This is a genomic window from Paraburkholderia hospita (assembly GCF_002902965.1).
GTDB classification, from domain to species: domain Bacteria; phylum Pseudomonadota; class Gammaproteobacteria; order Burkholderiales; family Burkholderiaceae; genus Paraburkholderia; species Paraburkholderia hospita.
Genome location: NZ_CP026109.1, coordinates 381168 through 396605 on the forward strand (window position 1 = coordinate 381168; position 15438 = coordinate 396605).

Consider the following 15438-nt stretch of genomic DNA (forward strand, 5'->3'; position numbering starts at 1 on the left):
CATCCGGCTGGAGTAACAGTCACCACAGGGGCTTATCGAACAGCATGTCAAGATGGCATTCGCGGATCAGGGATACCCCCAGCGATGGGTGGTCGAGCGCAGCTTGGGCTGGTTCAACCACGCATCGCCTCACACGAGACTACGAACGCCTACCCGAAACTCTTGTTGGGCTTTATTTCGTAGCCTTCGCCATGCTTATGCTCGTTCACGCCGCTCGAGTACTTCAACGTCACTAACATGCTAAGAATAGGCCCTGAAAGTTCAAAAAATCAGATGCGCTCCCGCGAGAGTCTTCCCGTTCGTGCGGTGTCCCTAGAAAATCTTGCTCGCCCGCAGTGCCGAGCTGCGAGAATATTCGGGATTGCCATCCCGAACATTCTCCCCTAACGTGCCAGTGTCGGCGTAAGGCAATGTGCCCGAACAACTGCCCGCGATGTCGCGTTTTCATACCACGAGGTTTTTAGGATGCCTCGCTCCAAACACAGTGGACGTTCTGGCAAGCGCCGGGTTATCCCGTCGAAGAATGCCCTCCTCCCGCTTCCACAAGCCAGGATCACCGAAATTTCATTGGGATACCATCTCGCACTTGCGGCGTGTGGCGGGGTCCACGGCAGCTCTCATCTTTTTAACGAGTTGACCCGCGCGATCTACCTGACTTTCTATCTCGGCGAAATGGGCTACATGCGCGTCGCGCTTGATCTGTACCGCATGGCTGAGGCGGGTCTCGAAGCTGGGATCCGGCGCGGCAACGAAAATGGCTCGTGGCAACTCGATCCATCGGCGGTGGCGACGCTGGAAGTGGTTCTCCAGGTTCACGACTCGCAGCTTGCGAGCGCGCGTGCTGGAGATCTGATCAAGGCGGAACAGCGGCTGACCCGTTTCATCATGAGCGGCAAGACAGCGTCTCCGTTCGACTAGGCGGGCGACAGGCGGGTCAGGCGGATAGGGCTTGGCCAGCCGTACCCCCGGCCGTACGGTGTCCGCGTCGGCGCGGACCAGCCGGTAACTTTCCTGTCCGACGGCGGTGACACGGTGCGCCGCGCCCAGCTCGACTTTGGCGATTGTGGCGAGAGAGTACTCGACTGGCTTCACGTCGCCATGCGGGTACGAATCTCGAACAGATGATCAAGGTGTTACCGGGCCGCGGCGAACGACCATGTGTCGACACGCCGATCGATGGGCTGCGCAGTGCGAAGTGGCACCTCTGGCACGGCTGCCCCTATCCGGCACTGCAGCGGCTTGAAAGCCTGGGTTGGGAACTCGCCAAGGATGGCAGACCCGAGGAGACCAGGTTGCTGGTCAAACTGGAGGAGTTCATCGGTTACCTCGAGAACAACGAGAGCTTTATCGTGAACTACGGAGACCGCTACCGTCATGGCGAGCCAATCACCTCGAGCTTCGTGGAGTCGGCTGTCAACCAGGTGGTCAGCAAGCGTTCTGTGAAGCGGCAGCAGATGGCATGGCGACCGGCTCATGCGCAAGGCCTGCTTCAGGTGAGGACGGCCGTCCTGAATGAGCAGTTGCGATCATGCTTCGAGCGATGGTATCCGACGCTCGCGAGCAACGAGCACGCTCACGATATCGCGGCATAGCCCCCGCTTTGGCGCGGTCTCCGATTCGGAGATCACCCTCGTCCGTTTCGATGACGAATGGTTCGGCTTCGTCAGCTGGACCGGAAGCCTCGTAGTGAACGCCTCGACGTTGTACGATTTCGCGACCCTATCCTCACGCAGGCAAACATGTAGCTCCTGCGAGTCATGGCCCAGTCGGTGGGACTCGTCGCGCTGTGTGGCGCTCACCGCCCGGTCAGCATCCGGAGGATTTTCTGTACGATGCGCTCATGCTGCTCCAGCGCCTCATCGAGGGTACGTGCTCCGTAGCTCTCGTTGTCCCGCGCTTGCATGCCGGCAATGCGTGTCACGAAAAGCAGGACCTCCCCCGTACTGGTTCCGGACACACCGCGGAAGCGGGTCGTGACTGTCACACCGGATTCTTCCAGCAACGTGCGGCGAAAGATCTGTTCGTTCCCAGACATCCAGCGCGACCATTCGCTGCGGTCGAATACCTCGACAGGCGTGTTCTTCTCGTCAAGGACATAGAAGTGTTCGTGTTTGCGCGTGACGGTGCGGGATTTCATATCTCAATGGTATGGCGTAAGCAGGAAGCCGATCGCCTCCCGCCATCAGGTCTCATCGACGTGCCCAACCCAGTCGTTATGTTCTGTCGCCTTCACAACCTCCAGTTGCCCAGGACCAGCCAGCGCGTTGTCAAGCGCCCCGCCGAAACGCGCCGGAACATGTAAGACGCCGTCAACCGTTCAACGAGAGGATTCGCAACGTTTTCTGGATGGATCATGGGCGTTCGGAATTCGGAAACTCGACCATGTTGGCAAGACGCCTCGCTTCGGCAAAACGCTGTTCCGTCAAACATGTGCGCGTGACCGCCTCCCATGCGAGATATGCACCGAAGGCGTAGTCGCGATACGTGCCGCGCGTTACCTCGGACAACGCTGAATCAGCTTTCCTGAGTTGGAGCTTGATCTCTTCTTCGACGGCGGCGGTCACTTCTTCATACGTCCACAGGCTCTTGCTCATTCCACGTCCTCGTCATTGAACTGGTCATAGTCCCGCCTCTCGCCGCGTCGATCGATTCAAGTTCCGCGGCGATGTTCAGGCGGTCGATTGCTATGCCCTGCCGGCGCGCAGTAATGCCACCAGTTCAGTGGCGCAGCCGGGGAAGTCCCGATCCCCGGGTGTTCTGGTTGCGCGCGCCTGCCCTGGTCCGGCCAGAACATCGAATCGAGGCGCTGCTCCATCGCCCACGGGCAGCGCTCAGGAAAGAACGCAAAGCCGATACTCGTTTCCCTGCTCGCTTGCTGACGAGCGTCGGCCCACACATCCTTGATCCACTCGTCATCGGCGAGGCTCGGATGCAGGCTGGGTGTGCCCCTCAGCTGCGCCTTCAGCCGCTCGCGCTGCACGCGGATCATCGAATGCAGGCTCGGCGAGCGCAGGTCCGGCTGGTACTGCCACCTGAGAAGCCACACGGTAAGGGTCGCCATGCGGTGCGTCATGTCGCGCACTTCACCTCTGGCCACGTCCTCAATTTCGTCGGCGATGTGCTCGACGTCGATTTCCTCAAACCGCCCGGCGCGCAGCAGCGCTGCCTGTTCTCGGGCCCACGCGATAACGTCCTGATCGGGGCTTGTCATGATCGTGATCCTCCGAAGTCTGAAGGTCAGTGGATCCTGGAGATGTACGACGCGAGCGTTGCCACGCCGGTGGCGCGTACGACGATGCGCCGGACGACGAGAACCCGGTGAAACGTCCACCTGCGCGCGAGCCGGAAGCGTTCGTGATACCGTCGCTGCGCATTCTCTTCTACAGTTAATGTAGCACCCGGTGATCATCAAGGTCGGGACGCGGCGCAGAGCTTCAATGGGCCGGAGAGTTACCATTCTTTTTGGGTGTGAACGCTCGATGAGTACACCTTGAATCACCGGTTGTTTGTTCCCTGACCGCCATTTCGACCGCGAAGTCGTCGCTGGCGTATTGTTGTCCTCGGCAGGTTTGTGCCATGAACCACGCTTCGTTTATCCATGCTCATGCTGCTGACGCCGATTGGCGGGTGGCGCTCGCCGGGTGTCAACGGCAACTTGACACCCGGATGACGGCGAGTGCGGCAGAGCAACATGTATCTGCGCGGTTCACTCTCGGATGGTGTTACCTGAGCGACTATTACGCATCGGCGTCCGAGGCGATCCTCGATGAGCTGCATCGCGCTTATCCCGGCGTCGCCTGGGTCGGTACGATCGGCATTGGCGTGGCCGCCAGCGGCGTCGAATACATCGACGAACCGGCCCTCGCGCTGATGGTCGCGCCGCTGCCGCGGGAGTCGTTCCGGCTCTTCTCCGGGCAACAGCCTCTGCCTGCGGGGTCCTCCGGGTTCGTCGCCCATACGGCGCTGGTCCATGCCGAAAGCACCACACCGGACCTGCAGGAATTGTTGCAAGAACTGAGTGCCCGCACCACCACAGGCTATCTTTTCGGCGGTCTGTCCTCGGCGCGAAACCGGCCGCTACACTTCGCCGACGGTGTGTTCAGCGGTGGGTTGTCCGGTGTGCTGTTCGGCCCCGAGGTCGGCCTGATCTCTCGCGTGACTCAGGGCTGCCAGCCTGTCGGGCCGGTGCGTACCATCACCCGCGCCGAACACAATCTGGTGCTCACGCTGGACGGCAAGCCCGCTCTCGATTGCGTGTTGCAGGATCTTGGGCTCGACGGGGATCTGTCAGCCGATGAGTTGTCTCAGGCCCTGTCGACTACGCTAGTGGGTTTGAGCACGGGTGCCGAGGATGTGCCGACGTGGCCCGGAAAGTTCGGCGCGGATACGTTCGTGCGGCACCTGATCGGTGTCGATCCCCGGCACCGGATATTGGCGATTGCGGACCTGGTCGAGGCAGGCATGCATCTGGCGTTTTGCACGCGCAATGCCGAGGCCGCCAGGCGAGATCTGGTGCGCATTGCGACGGAGATCCGGGCGGAACTGGAAAGCAGCACGACAACCCACCTGTCGGGTGCCCTGTATGTCAGTTGCTCGGGACGCGGCGGGCCGCATTTTGGAGCGCGGCATGCGGAACTGCAGACGGTGCGGAATGCCCTGGGCGAGGTGCCGCTGGTGGGCTTCTTCGCCGGCGGCGAGATCGCAAGGAGTCACCTTTACGGCTACACGGGGGTGCTGACCGTCTTCACGAGCCCAGGATTGAGCTGAGCGACAAAAGCGGATCTGGCGGCACTACAGGAGCTCAACGCTGACCGTGAGACACCGATCAGGATTCGCCAGAAGAAGTTCCTGAACAACGTCGTCGAGCAGGACCAACTTGCCATCAAGCGTCGCACCCGGTCGATGCCCGGCTTCAAGAATTTTCGTTGCGCACGCATATTCTGCGTGGCTTCGAGATCATGCATATGATTGTCAAGGGCCAGATGAAAAAAGGAGGCATCGCGCAAACTCCCGCCCAGCAGTTCTACTCGTTGACTGCATAAGTAGTAATCCTGCGCATATCGACGTTCGTTTCACCCGCCTTCCTTATCGCGACAAATCCTTCAAGGGTAGTCCCTACATTCAGATTGCTTCGTTTCGGTGATAGTTAGCTACGTTGATTAGCTCGCTTCTGCCTCCTGTCCGGCTCGAATGCGACCGCGCCTACGATCTCTGCGGCGGCAGTCGCTTCGGAAGTGTCGAAGTGCATCGACGGACTATAAATACTCCCTTCGGCCATATTCGCAGGCCCGGATTCAGCCCCCGCCTTGGCGCGCTCCTACCTGGCAATTGCTTGCGCCGGAAGGGGTAAGCGTATGTGAAAGGTCGTCGCGCCCGGCTGCGAACTGACGAGAATCGTTCCACCATGCCGATTGACGACTATACGGTAGGCAATATCGAGGCCCAGGCCCGTCCCCTGGCCGACCGGCTTGGTGGTGAAGAACGGCTCAAACAGCCGCGACTGAATCTCCGGCGGGATACCAGGACCGCTGTCAGTGAACTCGACCACCGCGTAGTCGCCCTCACGGCGCGTGGAAATGACAAGGTCGCCACGGCCCTCCATGGCGTCGACCGCATTGTCGACAATATTGGTCCATACCTGATTGAGTTCGCTTCCGTACGCCTGAAGACGGGGCAGGCTTCGGTCGTATTCGCGTCTTACTGCGACCGACTGGATGAGCCGGTGGCGCATAATGGCGAGCGTATCCTCGATGCCATCGTGGATGTCTACCTCCTGTTGTGGCGCCTGGTCCATATAGGCGTACGCCTTGAGCGCCTTGACCATGTCGGAAATGTGCGTTGCGCTCCCGGTGGCATCCTTTAGCAGCGCGTGCAGTTCAATCGTCGCACCGAGCCACCGGATGCTGACGTTAAACTGGTGCGGTGCCAGACTTTCGCCGAGCGCAGCGATGTCATCACGCACGATACCGCCTGCGATCAAGCCGGGGGCCACCAGCCATGGCTTTTCGACCCCATGGGCAGCCAGCCAATCGCCCAGCCTGCTTTCCGCAGCTGCTCTCGCCAGGTCGTCCCCAGGCGCCTGTCTCGCCTTGGCGCACGCGCGCGCGCTCAAGGCATGAATGAGTTCGATTGCCTCATGCGGAATCGAGCTGAGGCTGAGGGCGTGGAGCGATTCATCCAGAGCTTCGCGAACCTCGTTTGCACGGTCTGTCGTGCGCGCCAACGCTGCGGCAGGATTGTTCAACTCGTGTGCAAGGCCAGCCGCCAGCTTCCCTAATGCGGCCATCTTCTCTCGCGTTCGCAACAATGCCTCAAGGTTAGTGAGACGCTCGGCCGTCGCGCGGAAGATGATTTTGCTGAAGGAGTCACTGCACGCGAGCAACTCGCGCAACACTGGCTCGGAAAGCCGGACCAGGTGGCTGTCGGACTCGGCCTTGAGCGTCGTCAGTGATGGCGTCCCCGCGAGCAATGGCACCGCGCCACAGAAACCTGGCGCAACATATCGACGAACCGGCATCTGCTGTCCGTCGATCAGTCTGCTCGCCACAATTTCACCGTCCAGGATGACAAAAAAGCCCCGGAACGTCTCGCCTTCGTTGCGAAGCACTGCACCTGCCTCGACGCGCATGTCCTCGAGGTTCGCCTGCAGCCACTGCAGGCGCAGTTCGGATAAGTCCGCAAAGAGCGGGATCTCGCGCAAATCCTGAAGTGCAACCATAGGCCCACCAATGTCAGTGACCAAGGACTTTCCGCGCGGCGATGCTGACTTCAGTCAGCTTGTCGCATAGCTACCGTAATAGCGCTTCTGACAGATCCGCGAAAAGCGCATGCTCGCGAAGTTCATCAAGCTGGGGCATCGCGCTGACCTACGGGTTGATGAACAGAACGAACCCTGAGGAAGCGGACGCTCGCGACGTGTCGTGACTCTGCGCGGCGAGCTTCAGAAAGAATTGTAGTGCCGGCGTGCTCATTGCCATGACCGCTCGTCGTCTCTCTGTTGAAGAGACCGGATCAGTTCTCCAGCATCACACGGTTATCAGTTCGCACACAAACGATACGCTCATCCCGTGTCAACGCCTGGCAGCGCCTCGCTCAAATGCGAGACCGGTTCGCGCTTTTCGCGTGCGGCTGCTGCTTTCCCATCCGCCTGGTTCCGCTTGCGGCGTGCAGCTGTCTTGCGGGCCGTCGCTGCTGCCTTGCGCGCCGTGCCCGAGGTCCGCGCTGGACGGGGCACAGCCAACGCGAGTCGGGGCTGTATGTACAGGAGTCGTTTTCGCGCGGGCCGGACGGACACTGGACGGCATCGAGCCGCCCCGGCAGTACACCGGTCTGGCGACGGTACGTCAGCGAGTGCGCCTGCATCGCCTCAACCGCGCGGTAACGTCCATCTCGCGTCTGCCGGGCCGCCGCCATTGCGCGTGATTCTGGTGCAATATAAGAGTGTGGTAACTGCCGACGAAGACGGAGGCAGCGTGGAAAACTTCACCAGGCTCGGGCTGTTTTGTCGGCTATTCCTTGGTCTGTTTGTCGGCTTTTTTTGCGTAACGGCCGCCCTTTTCGTACGTTATATGTCGGCGGAACAGCTGCCGCAGGTAACCGTCTTGCAGTCGAAAAATGCATCACAAGCCTTGTCGGGAAGCGCCCCGGCAGTCCCATTCACGTCCGCCTTCCCACTTCAACCAACAACGCCTTCGCTTCATACCGAGGAAAAGACACTCATTGCGTCGTCGGCTTCCACTTTCGTCGCGTTCATTGCGGCCGCGGTAACTAACTTTCTGAGCTGGCGGAAAGACAGGGCGAACGCGGTCAAGGAAAAGCGGGGCCCGTCCCGTTAGCCCCGAACCAGGAAGTTGCGCCTCGACCCGCGCACCGTCAACTGTGCGACCTGGTACGCATGCCGCCCACGCCGACCTTGCCACGCCCGGCACGACCGGTTTTGCCATGTGACGAAATGCCCGGGCGCGGCTTCTTCCTGGAGACAGCCGTGAACGTCGGCTGATCTGCGGGGTAGTGAGTCACCCTGTTCACCGCTGCGTGACAGGCCCGATGGTCAGGGTTGAGGGCGAGCTTGACGGCTTGCACGCCATAGGATTTTCCACCGCTTTTGATCACGTCGCGCAACCGAACCGACAACGATTTGCCGCGCGGCGCAGGGGCATTCCCGGATCCGATCTGCTCGAACCAGGCGTCGGCGCGCGCGATCGCATGCTTCACACCGTTGACGGTGACGTATGTCACCGTCTTGCCGAGCTCGTAGTTGGAAACCTTAACGTCGATTGCCATGATGGACACCTCTCCGAACGATACCGAGTGCGCAGCGCATTTCGCGTGGCGCCGATCATTGGCGTGAGCATCGCGTGCGGTATCGGCATCGTCGGGGCGCTCGGCGTGTTGCTGTGCGGCCGATCCCGCATGCCGGGCGATCATCGGCAGGCATGTCAACAGTCGTCCACGATAAAGCGGCGCAATTGACGCACGAACTCCGCGCGGGCGGCGGCAGGCAGTTGCCGTCCGACGGGAATACGCTGCCAGCCGTCGCAAAGGTAGACGGCGCCATCGCTGTCGCCGAGAGACACGGACAAGCGGGCCGCATTCATCCGATGCATCGTGCGGCATCCGCACTCGTGTATTTCGACGATCACGAACGGGGGCGCGAACGTCAGCACCTCGCCGTCCGTCGCGTGCCTGGCGTAGGCGATAAAGGCGATGCCGACGGCCACGGTGCAAAGCATCGAGAAGGGCAACGCGAGCCACACGCCGGATGCGAATGCCGCTGCCACGCCGATCGCGAGGACGAGCGCCATGAGGAACACGGTCGCGGCGAGCGACTGCCGCGGCGTGAGGGAGCAGTTGCGCTTGAGGCGCCACTCGCGGGTCGGCACACCTCCCTCGTCGTCAAAAGGGCCAGGCCCGTACGACCGCCTGAAGTATGCATACATGATCGAAAGTCCCGCATCGCGGAGCCATTCGTGCCGCGCTGCCGCTCTGCCTTCGTAACTATCACACGTTCGAGACGCCGCCCCTCGTCGGATGACGGGACGTATCGGCATTCCCAGCTTGTCAGCGCGCGATGACCGACGCGGCGATCCGGTCGGCCAGCGCCCCGAGAATGCGGCTCCGCGCAGCGGCTTGTGCCGCCGCGCCGCGGTTCTCCAGCGCCGCCTTGAGCGTTGCCTGTTGCATCGAGGGAGCGCGGACGGGCTGCCCCGATTGCAGCGTCCTGTTCATGTTGTTGCGCAGCGAGCCCTTTCTGCTCTGGAGACCGGTCGATCAGCACGGCACCGGACTACGACGGGCCGCCCGCGTCCGCCTTGACCCTGCGGGACGTGTTGCGCTCCAGTCTCATGTACAGGTTCGCCGTCACGATACCGAAGACGATGTGAACGAACAGGCTGGCCCAGTTGCGCGCTTCTGCGAACCACGGAAAAAACTGTGTCATGCCGTAGAAATTAATCAGGTAAACGGCTGCAGCAAAAGCGCCACCCGTCAGTGAAGCCATCCCCATGCTTGAGTCAAGGTTGAATGACGTCATGATCAGACCAAGGATAAGCGCCAATACGATGGCAAGGCCAAAATGCACCACAAAGGCCGCGAACACGATGCCAATTGAGAATGCTTGCGGCGATTGCAATGCGCCTCGTCCCAGCATGATCGCGGCGACCATGCGTGGGGGCTCCAGCAGACTTCCGCCCGTCATCAGTGCCATCAGGATGACCCCTAACGCCAGGAACACAGCGCCCGCGATTGCGCCTGCCAGCACGGCTGCCCGCCAGTCGGGCTGGCCGTGCGTGAAATGATGGGAATCCATGTGAAGTTCCACAATTTCTCTCCCGATTGATTCGGATAATTCATTCTAGTCCTCCAGCTCGCGAGACTGATAGCGCCGCATGGCTATCGCCACCCCGACGGATGATCCACGTTCTGGCGACAACGTGGCGTGATGAACTGTGCGTGCAAGAGACCCTTGAGGCGCATCAGTTGTTGGCCGCGGCAGACCTGTCAGCGGATCGGTAATTAATCTTTTAGCTCGCAGTGGAGGATCAAATGCCTGCGAAACCACGGATCGAGCGCAACGCCGCGATGGACACGGTCCAACGCAGGGTGTTTCGGGACCGGCTGGGGCTTCCGTCCGGCGACGCTTTGACGAACAGTACAAGCCGCCTCGTTAGAACGCGACTGCTCGATCGAGCTCGAAGTCGACGACATGCTTCTGGAAGTACAGGACACTGGAAGCTCGTTCCCCTGAGGCAATGCTCAGGGATAAAAGTACGCATCTTGCGCCCACGGCAGCGCGATCAGGCGTCTCACCATAGCCGCAAGCGTACCGGTGACACGGCCGCGAACGTAATGGTTACTTCTTCGTAGCAATACGGCGATCCACACGGATTCCAACTTGGTTTGCCCGGCTAGCCTCGAAACCGAGAACCTGCCAGGCAGCAACGACCCCCAACTTCCCTGCCTTTGCGCGCACGGTGAGCCGGTAACGATTGCACTGGTCCGGTGTGCTGTCCCGAGCTGGCGTGACCTGCGTGGTGGGATCGTCCGGTGACACTTCGATTTGCGCGTCGGTCGACCGACGCGCACCTTCTGCGCACCATGCTAGCGACGATTTCTCTACTGACTCTCTTCCGCGTCTACGTGTTGCATCTCCGCTGGGGCCCGTCTTTGCTGCTCGCGGCGATCCTCCCCCACCGATCCGGTGCTGGCCCACGGCGTCCACATGCACAATCACCGAAATCGCGCTGCCGGTGTCGCTGTTTGCGATCGGCCTGCGCTCGCGACTGGGCGTGCTCGAGAAACTCTGGACCGTACCGCTGCGACTCGGCAAGTGGGTGTCGGGGCAGATCCACACGTCTTGGTACGCCGGTGGAATTGCCAATGCATCGTCACTTTCCCGACGACCAGCCGGTCTTCGACGGCGCGAGTCTGACAGTGCGCTTTACGGCGCGCGTCGATGGCGGGCCGGTTGAATGCGGCAATTGCCGCCGAGGCGCTGCAAGATCATTTCGGCGCCAATTCCGCGCTGGAATCCGCCCTGATGGCTGCTTTCGATAACGGCCGCAATCGTATCTGTTCGGTTTGCGCGGAAGTGATCGACCAGAACGGCAGCAAAGGAGTAGTGTTACAGAGCGGACTGTTCAGAGTGGACAGCATGGAACCCGATCGCGGCACCACGGCATAGTCCCGGCGCGTGCCACCGCATGCACCTCTACCTCGGCGCGGGTGAGGTGGGGCGGCATAGTCTGCAACCGCTAGTCAACGATGGAAGGGAGGCCACATGTCACTCATCGTCGCAGCACGCTTTACGACATTCCCCGCCGCTGAACACGCGGCGCAACGGCTCTTCAATGCCGGTTTCGTCGAGGAGGACGTCACACTGTTTTTCGTCAATCCGCCCGGCCAGCACGGAGTCGATACCGGCACCGACGCAAACGCGAGGGGGGCGCCAAAGGGCGCCGAGATAGGCGTCACGATTGGCGCAGTGGTTGGCGCCATGGTCGGCGTCGGGATCTTCGCAGCGTTTTCGGCGCCGCTTATCGTGTCGCTGATCGCGGCCGGGGTGAGTGCGTATGTCGGTTCATTGGCCGGCGCGATGGTGAGCACGCGTGAAGTCAGCATCGAAGATACCCGTGATTCCGGCGTGCTGGTGGCCGTACACGTGTCGCCGGACAGCCAGTCGAACGCCGCACGGGTGCTGCGCGATGCGGGAGGCGCGGCGATAGAACGCGCGACCGGCCGCTGGCAACAAGGGCGGTGGGCCGACTTCGATCCGCTCAAGCAGCCTGTGCCGCTCGACGAATTCAGTGAGAAGCACGCCTGATTTGAAGGTGTTTTTCGCCGAGATTTTCAGCGAGACAGGAAATAAAAACGGCCCGGCATTTGCTGGGTCGTTTTGTATTCAGAGCGGTGTGTTCCCGGCAGGCCCGTGCCGCCGCTCGTCTTGCAGAACGACTTCAGGCCGAGCTCTTCGAGGAGCGAGGGACGCAACGGTCGTCACCTGAGGAGCGGTCGGCGAAGGGGTCAATGGAAGAAGAGTTCCCGCATGCCGAAGGTGTGATGCGCTTCGGCAGCCATCAGCACCAGCAGCACCAGCAGGCACAGGGGCGGTATCAGGATGGCGTACACCAGCGCCAGCCGCTCCCACATCATGTGCATGAAAATCGACACGATCAGCCCGGCCTTGGCGATCATGAGTACGACGATCAGCGCCCAGCGCAGCAGGCCCTGCACGTGGAAGTAATCCACCATGTACGACATCGTGCTCAGTACGAACAGCAGGCCCCAGATTTTCAGGTAGATGCCAATCGGATGCTGCTGGCCGTGCACGGCGTCGGATAGATGGGTGGGATCGGTGTGGTCCATGGTCTGCCTCACCACAAATAGAACAGCGCAAAGATGAACACCCACACCAGGTCGACGAAGTGCCAGTACAAGCCGGCAATCTCCACGATCTGGAAGTTGCCATACTCGGTGAACCCCGGCCGCAGGATCTTGCGTGCTATCAGCAGCAGGTAGATCACACCGCAGCTCACGTGAAAGCCGTGGAAGCCGGTGATCATGAAGAAGCACGCGCCAAACTGCGCCGCGCCCATCGGGTTGCCCCAGGGGCGGATACCTTCATGGACGATCAGCTTGGTCCATTCGAAGGCCTGCATCGACACGAAGGTCACGCCCAGCAGCGCGGTCGCCAGCAACAGTGCGGCGGCGCGTTTTGCGTTGCGCCGGTAGCCAAAGTTGACAGCCATCGCCATGGTGCCGCTGCTGGTGATCAGGGTGAACGTCATGATGGCGATCAGCAGCAAGGGCACATCCACGCCGCCCACAGTGAGCCCGAACACCTTCGAAGGGTCAGGCCACGGCACCGTGGTCGACATGCGCACCGTCATGTAGCCTATCAGGAAGCTGCTGAAGATGAAGGTGTCCGACAGCAGGAAGATCCACATCATCGCCTTGCCCCACGGCACCTTGAAGGCTTCGCGGTCGGCCGACCAGTCCGTGACGATGCCGTGCCAGCCGTCAGGCCCGGCGTCGGTGGGCGTGGTGGCAGCGGATTCGGTCGGGAGCGTGGGCGTGGTCATGGCGCGGCTCCATACAGCGGCCCGCAGATGGCGGCGACGAACCCAGGGGTGATCCACCACATCGCCGCCAGCAGCACGAGCCAGACAGCCAGCAGGAAATGCCAGTAGATGGCGCACAGCGCAATGGCGCGCTGTGCTCGGAAGGGGTCCCGGCGCCGGAGACGCGCGATCGTCACCGCCCAGGCCACCAGCCCGCCCAGCACATGCAACCCGTGCAGGCCGGTGAGCAGGTAGAGGAAGCTATTGGAAGGATTGACGGTGACGGTCTGCCCGGCCGCCGACAGCATGCGCCAGGCGGTCAGTTGCCCGATCACGAACACGGCCGCCAGCACACCGCTGGACACCAGCCACGCCGCGCGGTGTAAGGTCAACTGCCGGGCACGCTGCATGGCAATACTTGCCAGCACCAGCGCGCCGGTGTTCCACCACAGCAGCGCCGGATGCGGGATCGGCTGCCAGTCGGGCTCGCGCATACGCATTGCATAGGCGAACAGCAGCAGTGAAAACAATGTCGTTGCCACCGCCATGAAGACGATCAGGCCGATGCGGCCCGCATTCGGCAAGACAGGTGGCGCGTCAGGAACGAAGGAGCGGCGCAGCGTGGTCATTCGCGTGCCTCGCCGGGTTCAAGCGTCGGGTGGGCCGGTTCAGGCGCCGTCGCAGGCGGCTGGTTTTGCGGGACGAAGTCTTCCTCGTGCCCCGGCGGGCTGTATTCGTACGCCCAGCGGTAGACGACGGGCAGTGCGGCGCCCCAGTTGCCGTGCACTGGCGGCGTTTGCGGTGTCTGCCATTCCAGCGTGGTGGCCCGCCAGGGGTTGCTGTCGGCACGCTTGCCGCGCACGAGGCTCCACGCCAGGTTGTACAGGAACAGCAACTGCGCCGTCGCAACGAACAGCGCAACGACGGTGATGAACGTGTTGAGCGTCTGCGCCGAAGATGGAATGAAGCTGTAGCCCTCATACGCGTAATACCGCCGCGGCATGCCCAGGATGCCGAGATAGTGCATCGGGAAGTAGATCGCATAGGTGCCTAGGAAGGTAACCCAGAAGTGCACGCGCCCGAGCGTGTCGTTGAGCATGCGGCCCGTCACCTTCGGATACCAGTGATACATGCCGCCAAACACCACCAGGATCGGCGACACGGCCATCACCATATGGAAGTGCGCCACCACGAAGTACGTGTTCGACAGCGGAATGTCCACGCTCACGTTGCCGAGGTAGAGCCCGGTCAGCCCACCCAGGACGAAGGTGCTGATGAAGCCGATGGCAAACAGCATCGGCACGGTCAGGTGGATATCGCCGCGCCACAGCGTCAGAACCCAGTTGTAGACCTTGAGGGCGGTCGGGATGGCGATGATGAGCGTGGTGGTGGCAAAGAAGAAGCCAAAGTACGGATTCATGCCGGCGATGAACATGTGGTGCGCCCAGACTACGAAGCTCAGCGCACCGATGATGATGATGGCCCACACCATCATCTTGTGGCCGAAGATGCTCTTGCGCGCGTGCGTGCTGATGAGGTCCGACACGATGCCAAAGGCCGGCAGCGCGACGATGTAGACCTCCGGATGCCCGAAGAACCAGAACAGGTGCTGGAACAGCAGCGGGCTGCCGCCGGCATGCTTGAGCGTCTGCCCCATCGACACCACGGCCGGTATGAAGAAGCTGGTGCCGAGTGTCTTGTCGAGCAGCATCATCACGGCCGACACGAACAGCGCCGGAAACGCCAGAAGCGCCAGGATGGTCGCCACAAAGATGCCCCACACCGTGAGCGGCATGCGCATGAGCGTCATGCCGCGCGTGCGCGCCTGCAGCGTGGTGGTGACGTAATTCAAGCCGCCCATCGTTGTCGCGACGATGAAGATCGCCAGCGACACCAGCATCAACACGATGCCCCATTCCACGCCCGGCGTGCCCGGAAGGATGGCCTGGGGTGGATACAGCGTCCAGCCCGCGCCGGTCGGCCCGCCTGGCACGAAGAAGCTCGCCATCAGCACCAGCACGGCCAGCAGGTAGACCCAGTAGCTCAGCATGTTGAGAAACGGGAACACCATGTCGCGGGCGCCCAGCATCAGCGGGATCAGGTAGTTGCCGAAGCCGCCCAGAAACAGCGCCGTCAGCAGGTAGATCACCATGATCATCCCGTGCATGGTGACGAACTGGTAGTAGTGGTTGGCGTCGATGAAACTGAACTTGCCCGGAAAGCCGAGCTGCAGCCGCATCAGGTCTGACAACACAAGGCCGACCAGGCCGATGGCGATGGCCGTCAGCGAATACTGCACGGCGATGACCTTATGGTCCTGGCTCCAGACATAGCGGGTCCAGAAGCTTTGCGGGACGTGATCGGTGTGCGCGTAGGACAT

At 61.6% G+C, this 15438-nt stretch carries 17 protein-coding genes and 3 pseudogenes; 8 read left to right on the forward strand and 12 right to left on the reverse strand.

Going from position 1 to position 15438, the window contains the following annotated elements:
- Positions 1-76: 76 nt before the first annotated feature.
- The 3 genes and pseudogenes from C2L64_RS55635 to C2L64_RS50715 form a co-directional block, all read left to right on the forward strand.
- Positions 77-236: pseudogene (locus C2L64_RS55635) on the forward strand (transposase); the annotation flags it as partial.
- Between the two features lie 229 nt (positions 237-465).
- Positions 466-918, forward strand: coding sequence for a hypothetical protein (locus tag C2L64_RS53925; RefSeq protein WP_007734840.1), 453 nt, complete (start codon positions 466-468; stop codon positions 916-918).
- Between the two features lie 66 nt (positions 919-984).
- Positions 985-1592: pseudogene (locus C2L64_RS50715) on the forward strand (ISKra4-like element ISBte1 family transposase); the annotation flags it as partial.
- A 203-nt stretch (positions 1593-1795) separates the two neighbouring features.
- On the opposite strand, the gene C2L64_RS50720 reads toward C2L64_RS50715, so the two are convergent.
- The 3 genes from C2L64_RS50720 to C2L64_RS50735 all read right to left on the reverse strand — a co-directional run bounded on the left by C2L64_RS50720 (position 1796) and on the right by C2L64_RS50735 (position 3211).
- Positions 1796-2137 carry a hypothetical protein gene (locus C2L64_RS50720; RefSeq protein WP_007734842.1) on the reverse strand — a complete coding sequence of 114 codons (342 nt, stop codon included), beginning with the start codon at positions 2135-2137 and terminating at the stop codon, positions 1796-1798.
- A gap of 214 nt (positions 2138-2351) precedes the next feature.
- Complete coding sequence (locus tag C2L64_RS50730; RefSeq protein WP_007734843.1) at positions 2352-2594, reverse strand: hypothetical protein; 243 nt, start codon at positions 2592-2594, stop codon at positions 2352-2354.
- A gap of 56 nt (positions 2595-2650) precedes the next feature.
- Positions 2651-3211 (reverse strand): DUF29 domain-containing protein, encoded by a 561-nt coding sequence (locus C2L64_RS50735; RefSeq protein WP_007734844.1) that lies wholly within the window; start codon positions 3209-3211, stop codon positions 2651-2653.
- A 365-nt stretch (positions 3212-3576) separates the two neighbouring features.
- On the opposite strand from C2L64_RS50735, the gene C2L64_RS50740 reads away from it, so the two are divergent.
- Both C2L64_RS50740 and C2L64_RS50745 read left to right on the forward strand, forming a co-directional pair.
- Positions 3577-4767 (forward strand): FIST signal transduction protein, encoded by a 1191-nt coding sequence (locus C2L64_RS50740; RefSeq protein WP_090837761.1) that lies wholly within the window; start codon positions 3577-3579, stop codon positions 4765-4767.
- Positions 4768-4776: 9 nt separating this feature from the next.
- Positions 4777-5042 (forward strand): annotated as a pseudogene (locus C2L64_RS50745) (DDE-type integrase/transposase/recombinase); the annotation flags it as partial.
- Between the two features lie 275 nt (positions 5043-5317).
- On the opposite strand, the gene C2L64_RS50750 reads toward C2L64_RS50745, so the two are convergent.
- A complete protein-coding gene (locus C2L64_RS50750; protein ID WP_090837819.1) occupies positions 5318-6718 on the reverse strand; it encodes a sensor histidine kinase in 1401 nt (466 codons plus the stop codon).
- A gap of 754 nt (positions 6719-7472) precedes the next feature.
- On the opposite strand from C2L64_RS50750, the gene C2L64_RS50755 reads away from it, so the two are divergent.
- Positions 7473-7835, forward strand: a complete 363-nt coding sequence (locus C2L64_RS50755; RefSeq protein ID WP_143055794.1) for a hypothetical protein — start codon at positions 7473-7475, stop codon at positions 7833-7835.
- A gap of 37 nt (positions 7836-7872) precedes the next feature.
- On the opposite strand, the gene C2L64_RS55640 is transcribed toward C2L64_RS50755, so the two are convergent.
- From C2L64_RS55640 to C2L64_RS50770, 4 genes are all read right to left on the reverse strand, one after another.
- Entirely contained in the window at positions 7873-8427 is a 555-nt protein-coding gene (locus C2L64_RS55640; RefSeq protein ID WP_244144533.1) for a hypothetical protein, read from the reverse strand.
- Positions 8428-8438: 11 nt separating this feature from the next.
- The gene (locus C2L64_RS50765) at positions 8439-8882 is read right to left on the reverse strand and encodes a DUF2244 domain-containing protein (RefSeq protein ID WP_035539955.1); all 444 of its coding nucleotides are present in this window, start codon (positions 8880-8882) and stop codon (positions 8439-8441) included.
- A 178-nt stretch (positions 8883-9060) separates the two neighbouring features.
- Entirely contained in the window at positions 9061-9228 is a 168-nt protein-coding gene (locus tag C2L64_RS53930; protein WP_158660673.1) for a hypothetical protein, read from the reverse strand.
- Between the two features lie 58 nt (positions 9229-9286).
- The gene (locus C2L64_RS50770; protein WP_007741193.1) at positions 9287-9808 is read right to left on the reverse strand and encodes a hypothetical protein; all 522 of its coding nucleotides are present in this window, start codon (positions 9806-9808) and stop codon (positions 9287-9289) included.
- A 1146-nt stretch (positions 9809-10954) separates the two neighbouring features.
- On the opposite strand from C2L64_RS50770, the gene C2L64_RS50775 reads away from it, so the two are divergent.
- The gene (locus tag C2L64_RS50775; RefSeq protein ID WP_007741194.1) at positions 10955-11182 is read left to right on the forward strand and encodes a DUF1488 family protein; all 228 of its coding nucleotides are present in this window, start codon (positions 10955-10957) and stop codon (positions 11180-11182) included.
- A gap of 96 nt (positions 11183-11278) precedes the next feature.
- A complete protein-coding gene (locus C2L64_RS50780; protein WP_007741195.1) occupies positions 11279-11821 on the forward strand; it encodes a hypothetical protein in 543 nt (180 codons plus the stop codon).
- Positions 11822-12021: 200 nt separating this feature from the next.
- Here C2L64_RS50780 and C2L64_RS50785 read toward each other — a convergent pair whose 3' ends face one another.
- Genes C2L64_RS50785 through ctaD form a run of 4 tightly spaced genes read right to left on the reverse strand, consistent with a single transcriptional unit; the run spans position 12022 to position 15438 of the window.
- A complete protein-coding gene (locus C2L64_RS50785) occupies positions 12022-12363 on the reverse strand; it encodes a cytochrome C oxidase subunit IV family protein (protein WP_007741196.1) in 342 nt (113 codons plus the stop codon).
- A gap of 8 nt (positions 12364-12371) precedes the next feature.
- Positions 12372-13079: a heme-copper oxidase subunit III family protein gene (locus tag C2L64_RS50790; RefSeq protein ID WP_007741197.1), complete on the reverse strand. Its 708-nt coding sequence runs from the start codon at positions 13077-13079 to the stop codon at positions 12372-12374.
- Positions 13076-13687 carry a cytochrome c oxidase subunit 3 gene (locus tag C2L64_RS50795; RefSeq protein WP_007741200.1) on the reverse strand — a complete coding sequence of 204 codons (612 nt, stop codon included), beginning with the start codon at positions 13685-13687 and terminating at the stop codon, positions 13076-13078. The genes C2L64_RS50790 and C2L64_RS50795 overlap by 4 nt, the downstream gene beginning before the upstream one ends.
- On the reverse strand, positions 13684-15438 hold the full coding sequence (gene ctaD / locus C2L64_RS50800) for a cytochrome c oxidase subunit I (protein ID WP_090837763.1): 1755 nt from the start codon (positions 15436-15438) through the stop codon (positions 13684-13686). Before ctaD ends, C2L64_RS50795 begins: the two co-directional genes overlap by 4 nt.

Coding starts and splice junctions, on each gene's coding strand:
- C2L64_RS53925 (WP_007734840.1), top strand. CDS start 466: ATGCCTCGCTCCAAACACAGTGGACGTTCTGGCAAGCGCCGGGTTATC.
- C2L64_RS50720 (WP_007734842.1), bottom strand. CDS start 2,137: ATGAAATCCCGCACCGTCACGCGCAAACACGAACACTTCTATGTCCTT.
- C2L64_RS50730 (WP_007734843.1), bottom strand. CDS start 2,594: ATGAGCAAGAGCCTGTGGACGTATGAAGAAGTGACCGCCGCCGTCGAA.
- C2L64_RS50735 (WP_007734844.1), bottom strand. CDS start 3,211: ATGACAAGCCCCGATCAGGACGTTATCGCGTGGGCCCGAGAACAGGCA.
- C2L64_RS50740 (WP_090837761.1), top strand. CDS start 3,577: ATGAACCACGCTTCGTTTATCCATGCTCATGCTGCTGACGCCGATTGG.
- C2L64_RS50750 (WP_090837819.1), bottom strand. CDS start 6,718: ATGGTTGCACTTCAGGATTTGCGCGAGATCCCGCTCTTTGCGGACTTA.
- C2L64_RS55640 (WP_244144533.1), bottom strand. CDS start 8,427: ATGATCGCCCGGCATGCGGGATCGGCCGCACAGCAACACGCCGAGCGC.
- C2L64_RS53930 (WP_158660673.1), bottom strand. CDS start 9,228: ATGAACAGGACGCTGCAATCGGGGCAGCCCGTCCGCGCTCCCTCGATG.
- C2L64_RS50770 (WP_007741193.1), bottom strand. CDS start 9,808: ATGGATTCCCATCATTTCACGCACGGCCAGCCCGACTGGCGGGCAGCC.
- C2L64_RS50775 (WP_007741194.1), top strand. CDS start 10,955: ATGGCGGGCCGGTTGAATGCGGCAATTGCCGCCGAGGCGCTGCAAGAT.
- C2L64_RS50780 (WP_007741195.1), top strand. CDS start 11,279: ATGTCACTCATCGTCGCAGCACGCTTTACGACATTCCCCGCCGCTGAA.
- C2L64_RS50785 (WP_007741196.1), bottom strand. CDS start 12,363: ATGGACCACACCGATCCCACCCATCTATCCGACGCCGTGCACGGCCAG.
- C2L64_RS50790 (WP_007741197.1), bottom strand. CDS start 13,079: ATGACCACGCCCACGCTCCCGACCGAATCCGCTGCCACCACGCCCACC.
- C2L64_RS50795 (WP_007741200.1), bottom strand. CDS start 13,687: ATGACCACGCTGCGCCGCTCCTTCGTTCCTGACGCGCCACCTGTCTTG.
- ctaD (WP_090837763.1), bottom strand. CDS start 15,438: ATGTCCTACGCGCACACCGATCACGTCCCGCAAAGCTTCTGGACCCGC.